Source organism: Marivita sp. (assembly GCF_017643905.1).
In the GTDB taxonomy this organism is placed as follows: domain Bacteria; phylum Pseudomonadota; class Alphaproteobacteria; order Rhodobacterales; family Rhodobacteraceae; genus Marivita.
This window is the reverse complement of the sequence record NZ_JAEPMO010000169.1, coordinates 1-8,551: the sequence shown is the minus strand read 5'-3', so window position 1 is coordinate 8,551 and position 8,551 is coordinate 1. Positions and strand designations below refer to the sequence as shown.

Below are 8,551 nucleotides of genomic sequence, written 5' to 3'. Positions count from 1 at the left end.
CACCCACCTCCCCTCCCCGCCCTCAGCCGGCTCCTCTTCGCCTCGCCCGATCCTTAGACATTGATCGTCTCGGCCTGGAACGGTTTGCGCCCGATTGTCTTTTCGACACCGATGCCCAGAACGCTTGTGCGCTCATACGCGAGGTAAGGAATGTCCTTGCCGTTCGGAGCATCCAAATCCCATCTGTTCTTAAGCGCGGGCTCTGCAGCGGCAACCGGGATCAGGCGATCCGTCAGCAAATCCTTACGGTCGAATGCCTTCTCGTCGATGGTCAGGGACACGGCGTTGTGCGTGTAGCACAGCATGATGTCGACCGCCCCCTCGACCAGCAACTCGCAGCAGGTGCTGAGCGAGTCTGAAATCACCCGTGTTCGAATGTCCGGCATGCTGTGCTGCAATGTCTCGATCCGGTTGGCCAGAAAATTGACCGAGATTGTGTGAAGCACCGAAAAGCGGATGAACCTGTGTTCGCCCCGGTCTGCGTCGCGCAGGGTTTGGCGGCTTTCGGACAATTGAGACATCGCAGCAGTGGCCACCGGCAGGAACTGCAACCCCGCATCGGTCAGTTGCACCGGATAGGTCGCGCGATTCACCAAGGGCAGGCCCACCCAGCTTTCCAAAGCCTTAATTCTTCGGCTGAACGCGGACTGAGTGATGTTTCTTTCATCAGCAGCCCGTGTGAAGTTTTGTGTGCGTGCGAGGCACTCGAAATCGCGCAGCCAATTGAGATCCATGCATGCCTCTGAAAAAAATGAATTTTCCACGATCATACAGAACTTTATGCAAAATCGGAATAGTTTGATGAAATGTTTGAATTGGAGTGCTCTAAGAATCTGTTCCTACGCTTCGATATGGGCATGAGTCGCTCTTGGCCCCGTCTGCCGGACATCGGCGGGGGCGGTGTCCAAGCGGGTCCTGCCAACACGCGGAAGTTTGCGTGTAAAGAGAAAGAAAATGTCGAGCTGGGCAAAAACGACCAGCCATCAACAGAGGAGACGACCATGATGAAGAATATCAAAAGCATTGGGCTGGCCGCTGTGGTCAGCGCATTGGCCCTTCCGGCCTTCGCGTCGGAAGAGGTCAAGATTGGCGTTCCGTCCTGGACCGGCGCGGAGGCTATCGCGCATGTTCTGGGCCACGTCGTGGAAACACGCATCGGCGGCAAGGTTGAGTACATGCCGGGCAACAACGCCACGATTTTCCAGGCGATGGACCAGGGCAAGGGCGATATCGACGTACACCCCGATGTTTGGTTGCCCAACCAGGAAAGCTTCACCAAGCAATATGTTGATGGCGCAGGCACTGTGACGCTTTCGTCGAATCCCTATAAGGGCAACCAGGGTTTCTGCGTGTCCAAGCAGTTCGCCGAGGCCAATGACATTACGGATATCGCGGATCTCGGTCGCCCGGACGTGGCTGCCCTGATGGACAGCGATGGCAACGGCAAGGGTGAGCTTTGGATTGGTGCGCCGGGCTGGGCGTCTGCCAACGTGAACGAGGTCAAGGTCCGCGACTACGGGCTGCTTGATTTCATCGAACCGATCCGCGCCGAAGAAGCGGTCAAGACCGCGCGTATCAAGGACAGCATCGCCAAGGGTGAAGGCTACGCGTTCTATTGCTACGAACCGCACGCCGTGTGGTTCATGTTCGATGTCGTAATGCTGACCGAGCCCGCCTATGATCCTGCGAAATACGTGATGGTGCAGCCGTCGGATGATCCCGATTGGTACAAGAAATCCATGGTGGCCTCGAAAGATGCCTTAAAGGATGTGCAGATCGCATGGTCGAATTCACTGGCCGACCGGTCTCCAGCGATTGTCGAATTCTTCGAGAATTTTGGTCTCGAAGCGTCTGACGTAAGCTCTTTGGCCTTCGAAATCAGCGCCAACGGCCGCGATCCGGCCGAAGTGGCGGCGGAATGGGTCGCAGCGAACTCCGACCGTGTCGACGCGTGGCTGGGCCTCTGATCCTGACCCTTTGACGATTGGCCGCCGGGGATGTCTCCGGTGGCCGACCTTATCCAAATCCCGATGACGAGGCGTGGCCCGATGGATGACGAAACCGTCATAGAAATTTCCAATGTCTGGAAGATTTTTGGGGCCCGTCCCGACGATGCGCTGCGGGCGATCCGGGAAGAGGGGCTGACCAAAGCCGAAGTTCTGGCAAGGCACAACGCTGTGGTGGGCGTTGCAGAAGTCAGCCTGTCGGTCAATCGTGGCGAAATCTTCTGCATCATGGGCCTGTCCGGCAGCGGAAAATCGACGCTGGTGCGCCATTTCAACCGGTTGCTTGAACCGACTGCTGGCAAGATCATGATCGAAGGCACCGACGTGATGGCGCTGGGCCCGAAAGAGTTGCAGACCTTCCGCAACCGCAAGATCGGCATGGTGTTCCAGAACTTCGCACTGATGCCGCACTGGTCTGTGCTGGATAATGTGGCGATGCCCTTGGAGATCCGGCAGGTCGCCAAGAACGAACGCATGCGTCAGGCGGCGGCAATCCTCGATATCGTGGAACTCGGCCCATGGGGGTCGAAATTCGCGCATGAACTCTCGGGCGGCATGCAGCAGCGTGTTGGGCTGGCCCGCGCATTGGCTGCGAACCCGGATGTGCTTTTGATGGATGAGCCGTTCTCGGCGCTTGACCCGCTGATCCGGCGTCAATTGCAGGACGAATTCATCCGGTTGAGCAAAATTCTCAAGAAAACGACCGTCTTCATCACCCACGATCTGGACGAAGCCGTTCGCATTGGCGACCGCATTGCGATTATGCGGGACGGCAAAATGGTTCAGATGGGCACGGCAGAAGACATCGTCATGCATCCCGCAGACGACTACGTGGCAGATTTCGTCGCCGGAATTTCGCGGCTCAAGGTGGTGCATGCCCATGCAGTCATGCAGCCGATCGACGCCCATATCGCCGCCCACGGTCCGATTGACGCCGATGCGCCACGGGTTGGGGCGCAGGAAACGCTCAGCACGCTGATCAATCTCGCCATCGACACCGACAGTGCCGTTCTCGTGCAGGACGGCGGTCAGGATGTCGGCGTCATCACGCGCAAGGATCTGTTGCGCACCGTGATCGAGGGAACGGAAGTGTCATGAACAAGCAAGACATCAATCCTCTTGAAGACACCGAAAGCGAAGCCGCTCTGGCCTATGCCGAAGAGCGCCGCGAGAACATCCGTACCTTCGTGCGCACCAACCCGGACTATTACATCCGCAACTTCGACAAGATCGGCGCGTCGTCCCGATTCACCCCGACCTTCAACCTCATGGCGGGTCTGTTCGGCCCGATCTGGTTCGGGGCGCGCGGCCTGTGGTCATGGGCGTTGCCCTTCCTCATCCTTGAAGCCTTGGCCTTCGTTCAGATCGCACGCGGATTGTTCGGAGATCTGGCCGCCGATGCCATGGCCCGGATTGCGTCCATCGAAGGCACACTGGAACTGCGGCGGCAGCAATTGGCCGCTGCGATTGAAAGCAATTCGGACCGGGTCGATGCGTTTCAGCGCACCGTGGATTCGCTCGAAGCGAATATCGGCGGAATCCGCGCAGAAGCCGAAGCCCTGGCCGCCGAAGGGCCGACAATTGTACTGACCGGGATTGCCCTGCTGATCGTGGTCAAAGTCATTCAGGCCATTGTCGCCAACTGGGCGCTTGAAGTACGGTTTTCCGAATGGCTGTCCGACCGCAGTGTCCGCTCCGGTCTGCCGCCGCAGCACATTGTCCTCAGCGCCTTGTTCATGGTGATCATCGTGGCCACCGCCATGGTCCACTATAGCTTTCCGGGGCGCTATTCGCTGTTGAGCACCTTTCCGACTGATCCTGACATCCGCCTGACCGGAATCACCTTGGTCGAGAACTTCATCGCGTGGTGTGTGAGCAACTCTGAGGCATTCTTCGACGGCCTGACCTTTGCCATCCGGTCGCTCTTGGACGCGCTCGAGGTGATCCTTGTCCAGACACCCTGGATCGTGATCGTCAGCCTTATCGTCTTGCTGACATGGCTGACAGCCGGATTGCGCACCGCGATCTATTCTGGTGCCTTCCTGGCCTATATGGGCCTGCTTGGCTTTTGGGAGGCGGCGATGACCACGCTTGCCCTTCTTGGCACAGCCGCATTGTTGTCTATCGCCATTGGCATTCCTTTGGGCATGTTTGCCGCCCGCCGCCCGCGTTTTTACGCGTTCATCCAGCCGATCATGGATTTCATGCAGACCATGCCCGCCTTCGTCTTCATGGTCCCGGTGATCGCCTTCTTCGGCGTCGGCAAACCGGCGGCGGTCATCGTGACGATGATATTTGGAGGCACACCCGTTGTGCGTCTGACGGTGCTGGGCCTGCGTGGCGTGCCCGAAAGCGTGCGCGAAGCGGCGATCAGTTTCGGCGCGAACAAGTGGTATCTGCTGACCAAGGTCGATCTGCCATTGGCCAGCCCGTCCATCCGCGCCGGGATCAACCAGACGATCATGCTGTCGCTGGCGATGGTGGTGGTGGCCTCGCTCATCGGGGCCAAGGGGTTGGGTGAGGACGTGCTCGAAGCGCTGCAATACGCCAATGTGGGGCAGGGCATCCTTGCCGGGTTCGCGATCCTCTTCTGTGCGATGATCCTTGACCGCATCGTTCAAGGGGCGCGCAAATGACGCCTTTGGTCATGGTGCATGGGTTCATGGGCGGCAGCCGCCAATGGGCCGAACAGACCAAGGCTTTGGCGTCTTGTGTGGATGTTGTGACCGTCGATCTACCGGGGTTCGGGCTGAACGCCCATCTTCAGGCCCCCGACACGATCACCGATTACGCGACATGGGTACTCGACCATCTGCGCGCCAAGGGCATAGATCGGTTCCACCTGCTGGGACATTCCATGGGGGGCATGATCGCGCAGGAAATGGTCGCCCTGTCACCAGACCGGGTTGACCGCCTCGTTCTTTATGGAACGGGTGCCACTGGTGTGCTGCCCGGCAGGTTCGAGCCGATCCACATTTCGAAAACCCGCGCTCAGACCGATGGCCCGCGCAAGACCGCCCGCCGCATCGCCGCGACATGGTTCCTTGACCGCGAGGGGGCCGCCGGGTTCGAGCCCTGTGCGTCCATCGCGGAACGAAGCAGCCTGCAAGCCATCGTGGCAGGATTGAACGCCATGGAGGGGTGGAACGGCGAAACGAACCTCGTGGCGATCAAGTCTCCGACCCTTGTGATCTGGGGCGATCATGACCGCACTTATCCGTGGCACCAGACCGAACAGCTCTGGACCGTCATCGACGACACCAGCCTCGCGGTGATCCCCAACTGTGCCCACGCTGCGCATCTGGAAAAGCCCGGTATCTTCAACAGCATCCTGCGGGACTTTTTCGAAGGTGTCGGGTCGGCTGACCGAAGCAGCGCCGTTCTGGAAGCTTCAGCCCATGTGACCTGACCGCCGGGTCAGGCCGCGTTGCGCGGTTTGGCGAAGGTTGGGGATTGCACCACCCCGGCATCGAAAAGCTTTGCGATCTCGGTGCCGGTACAGCCCGCGACATCGGCCAGGATCTCTTCGGTATGCTGGCCCAGTGTCGCCGCGGGTTTTGCGGGGCTACGCTGCAGCGCGCTGAACACCGCCGGATGGGCAGGCACACGGAACGTGCCAATCCCCGGCTGTTGAACCTCGGTAAACATCGGGTTCTCGGTGCTCAGGTCGCTGTCCTGCTCCACCGCTTCCCGCACGGTGCGGAACTCTGACCATGTCAGTCCGGCGTCGTTGAACGCGGCCTCGAACTCGGGCACGCGGCGCTTGGCAAACCACGGCTTGAGGATCGCCGTGATCTCATTGCGGAAGCGCCAGCGGTTGCCTTCATCGGCCAGAGACACGCCCAGTCGCGCTTCGAGCGCGGCCATCGCTTCGACAGTGCCCGTCGCCTTGCAGATGCCGCGCCATTGCCGGTCGGTCAGGCCGATCACCATCACGCGGCGGCCATCTGCGCAGACGAAATCCTGCCCGTAAGCCCCATAAAGTGCGTTGCCGGATTTGCCACGGTCGCCGGAGTTCAGGGTCACATCCCCGATCATGCCCAGATGCCCAAGCGTCGCCGCTGCCACGTCTTTCAATGCGATCTCGACTTCTTGTCCACCCTTCCCACGCAGCCGGTGCCGTTCAGCAGCCAAAAGCGCTGCGACACACATGTTGCCCGCGATCAAATCCCAAGCAGGCAAGGCATTGGCGACGGGTTCGTCGGTGTCCACGGGTCCAGTCATATGCGGAATGCCCAGCGCCGGATTCACGGTGTAATCGACCTGAGGTCGTCCGTGCCGGTCCCCGGTCAAGGTGACCATGACAAGGTCGCGCCGATACTGGCTCAGCGTTTCGTAATCCATCCAGCCGCGCACCCGCAGGTTGGTCAGGAACAGGCCCGCGTCGTCCCCGGGTGCGGTGATGATCCGGGTGATCAATTCGCGACCTTCGGGAGATTTCATGTCGACGGCAATGGATTTCTTGCCCTTGTTCATGCCCGCCCAGAACAGGCTTTCCCCGTTGGGGGCCAGTGGCCAGCGTCCGGCATCAAGACCGCCACCCAGACGGTCAAAGCGGATCACCTCGGCCCCCATTTGCGCCAGCGTCATGCCCGCCAGAGGCACAGCGACAAAGGCCGACCCTTCAACGACCCGCATCCCCTTGAGAACGCTCATTGCGCGTCCGCCCAGATTGCTGTGGCCTGCATGCATTGATGGCCGTCCTGCCCGGTCCAGAGGCTCAGAACCGCGTCTTCGGCCTCCATCGCGATTTCGCAGGGGTTGCCTGCGAACATCGGATGAACGCCGCGGAAATCGAAATACTTAGGTGTTCTGCCACGCTCGCGGATCGCGGCACGCATCAGCAGTGTGGCTTGCAACGGGCCATGCACCACGAGGCCGGGGTATTTCTCGACCTCCTTGGTGTAGGCAAGGTCATAATGGATCCGGTGGGCGTTGAACGTGACAGCCGAATACCGGAAGAGCAGCGCTTCGGTTGTTTCGATTTCTTCCACCGGCGCAGTCGGAAGCGGCTTTTTCTTCGGCGGCGTAAAGGTCTCCGGGATTTCGAGGTAAACAATGTCCTGCCGTTCTTCGATGGCCAATCCAGACGGGCCATAGATCGCGTGATCGACCGTCACGAACACCATTGGCCCGCTCGATCCTTCTTTTTCTGTCACAGACCTGATGGACGAGCGCCGCTCCAACGGATCACCGACGCGCAGGGTGGGGCCATAGAACTTCAACGCGCCACCGGCCCACATGCGCCGGTCCAGACGCACGGGCGGCAGGAGATCGGTCTCGCGCGGATGCCCGTCGCGGCCCAGCTTGTCATTCGGGGTTGCGATGGGGAAGGCGCACCAATGCCAGAGCGGGGGCAACGGGTCACCATGTGCGGGCAGTTTGCCGAAGCCGACCGTGGCATGAAGCTGCCGAGCAAGCTCTGGCGTGACACAGCCTGCTTCGCGGGTGACACGGCCAGTCCAGGCATCAAGGTTCAGCATATCCATGATCTTCCTCCCCACGAAACATCCAATGCAGATAGGTCAAATATCCTAAAAAATCAAATGTTATTAAGTACTTATGGGAATACCACGGTATACCGTCCACGCCATTTCGCAGGCGCGGCATTTGAACGAAAAGGAAATTCCCGCTTTTTCTGCACCTGCAGCGTCGCACAAAAAATCGCGTATCAAACCTGATCAGGCCACGTGGCAGAGGCGGTTCGCCGCAGTGGATGACCGCTTTCCCCTGCAGGTCACTCGGGATAGCTTGCAGGTATGGACACAACCGGGATCGCGGCAAAAGAATTGCGCAGACAGCGCGCCGAGTCATCGCCATGACCAGTGTCTGTCGCAAACTCCACCTTGAGCTTGTCTGCCATGTGGGCGGCAATCAGCTCTACCGTCGTGTCGGTATCCAGCATGTACACGCGCTCCTCTGGCAGGGTCAGCGCAAACTCGCCCTGGTTGGCTTCGTATTCGAAGGTCACATAGCGAACGCCGTCTTCACCCACATGCCGACGCACCACATCTTCTTCTGAACCCACGTAGATGTCGCGCCAGAGTTTCGCCCAGCGGCGTTCCAGGTCGTAATCGCGATGCCCGTTACGGTCGATACGGATCGGCGAGCGGTGACCGTGGGCGATGCGCTGGCAGTTGCCCAGGTGTTTCTTCAGGCCGTGCACGTAGTGATAGTAGGCGCCGTCGATTTCTTCTTCCCGGAGGTTGATCTCCACGGAAATTACATTGGCGGGAAGCACCGCCTTGATTTCCTGTTCCAGCAGCGAGGCAACAGCTGATGGCACAACCCGGTCGGCGGACAGCCAGACGATGGCTTCGTCCGGCGACCGGTGAGTGATCTGGCTGCCATCGGTCAGCGACCAGTTGAAGGTGTCTGGCTCTTCCTCGTTCCATGACAATCCGTGGTAACCTCGGGGAATGACCAGGCGATGGTCCACTCGCTCATCAATGACCCGCTTGATGGTGCGTTTTACGTTGCTGAAGTCGAACACCATACCCTGTTCGTCCAGCTCCCCGCCAAGCACCACATCCGCAATCCAGCTT

8 protein-coding genes are annotated in these 8,551 nt (G+C 59.7%); 4 read left to right on the top strand and 4 right to left on the bottom strand.

Annotated features, from left to right (window positions below; genetic code table 11):
- Positions 1-53 precede the first annotated feature (53 nt).
- Complete coding sequence (locus JJ869_RS20070) at positions 54-734, bottom strand: LysR family transcriptional regulator (protein ID WP_292270003.1); 681 nt, start codon at positions 732-734, stop codon at positions 54-56.
- Positions 735-1,001: 267 nt separating this feature from the next.
- Between JJ869_RS20070 and JJ869_RS20065 the strand changes: the two genes are divergently transcribed.
- The 4 genes from JJ869_RS20065 to JJ869_RS20050 all read left to right on the top strand — a co-directional run bounded on the left by JJ869_RS20065 (position 1,002) and on the right by JJ869_RS20050 (position 5,415).
- The gene (locus tag JJ869_RS20065; protein WP_292270001.1) at positions 1,002-1,967 is read left to right on the top strand and encodes a glycine betaine ABC transporter substrate-binding protein; all 966 of its coding nucleotides are present in this window, start codon (positions 1,002-1,004) and stop codon (positions 1,965-1,967) included.
- 81 nt (positions 1,968-2,048) lie between these two features.
- Positions 2,049-3,104 (top strand): betaine/proline/choline family ABC transporter ATP-binding protein, encoded by a 1,056-nt coding sequence (locus JJ869_RS20060; RefSeq protein ID WP_292270006.1) that lies wholly within the window; start codon positions 2,049-2,051, stop codon positions 3,102-3,104.
- Positions 3,101-4,642: an ABC transporter permease subunit gene (locus JJ869_RS20055; RefSeq protein WP_292269998.1), complete on the top strand. Its 1,542-nt coding sequence runs from the start codon at positions 3,101-3,103 to the stop codon at positions 4,640-4,642. The genes JJ869_RS20060 and JJ869_RS20055 overlap by 4 nt, the downstream gene beginning before the upstream one ends.
- A complete protein-coding gene (locus tag JJ869_RS20050) occupies positions 4,639-5,415 on the top strand; it encodes an alpha/beta hydrolase (protein ID WP_292269996.1) in 777 nt (258 codons plus the stop codon). Before JJ869_RS20055 ends, JJ869_RS20050 begins: the two co-directional genes overlap by 4 nt.
- Positions 5,416-5,423: 8 nt before the next feature.
- On the opposite strand, the gene JJ869_RS20045 is transcribed toward JJ869_RS20050, so the two are convergent.
- The 3 genes from JJ869_RS20045 to JJ869_RS20035 form a co-directional block, all read right to left on the bottom strand.
- Complete coding sequence (locus JJ869_RS20045; protein WP_292269995.1) at positions 5,424-6,662, bottom strand: CoA transferase; 1,239 nt, start codon at positions 6,660-6,662, stop codon at positions 5,424-5,426.
- Entirely contained in the window at positions 6,659-7,495 is an 837-nt protein-coding gene (locus JJ869_RS20040; protein ID WP_292269993.1) for a MaoC family dehydratase N-terminal domain-containing protein, read from the bottom strand. The genes JJ869_RS20045 and JJ869_RS20040 overlap by 4 nt, the downstream gene beginning before the upstream one ends.
- Positions 7,496-7,743: 248 nt before the next feature.
- Positions 7,744-8,551, bottom strand: an 808-nt coding sequence (locus JJ869_RS20035; protein WP_292269990.1) for a 6-carboxytetrahydropterin synthase, incomplete at its 5' end; no start/stop codon positions are given.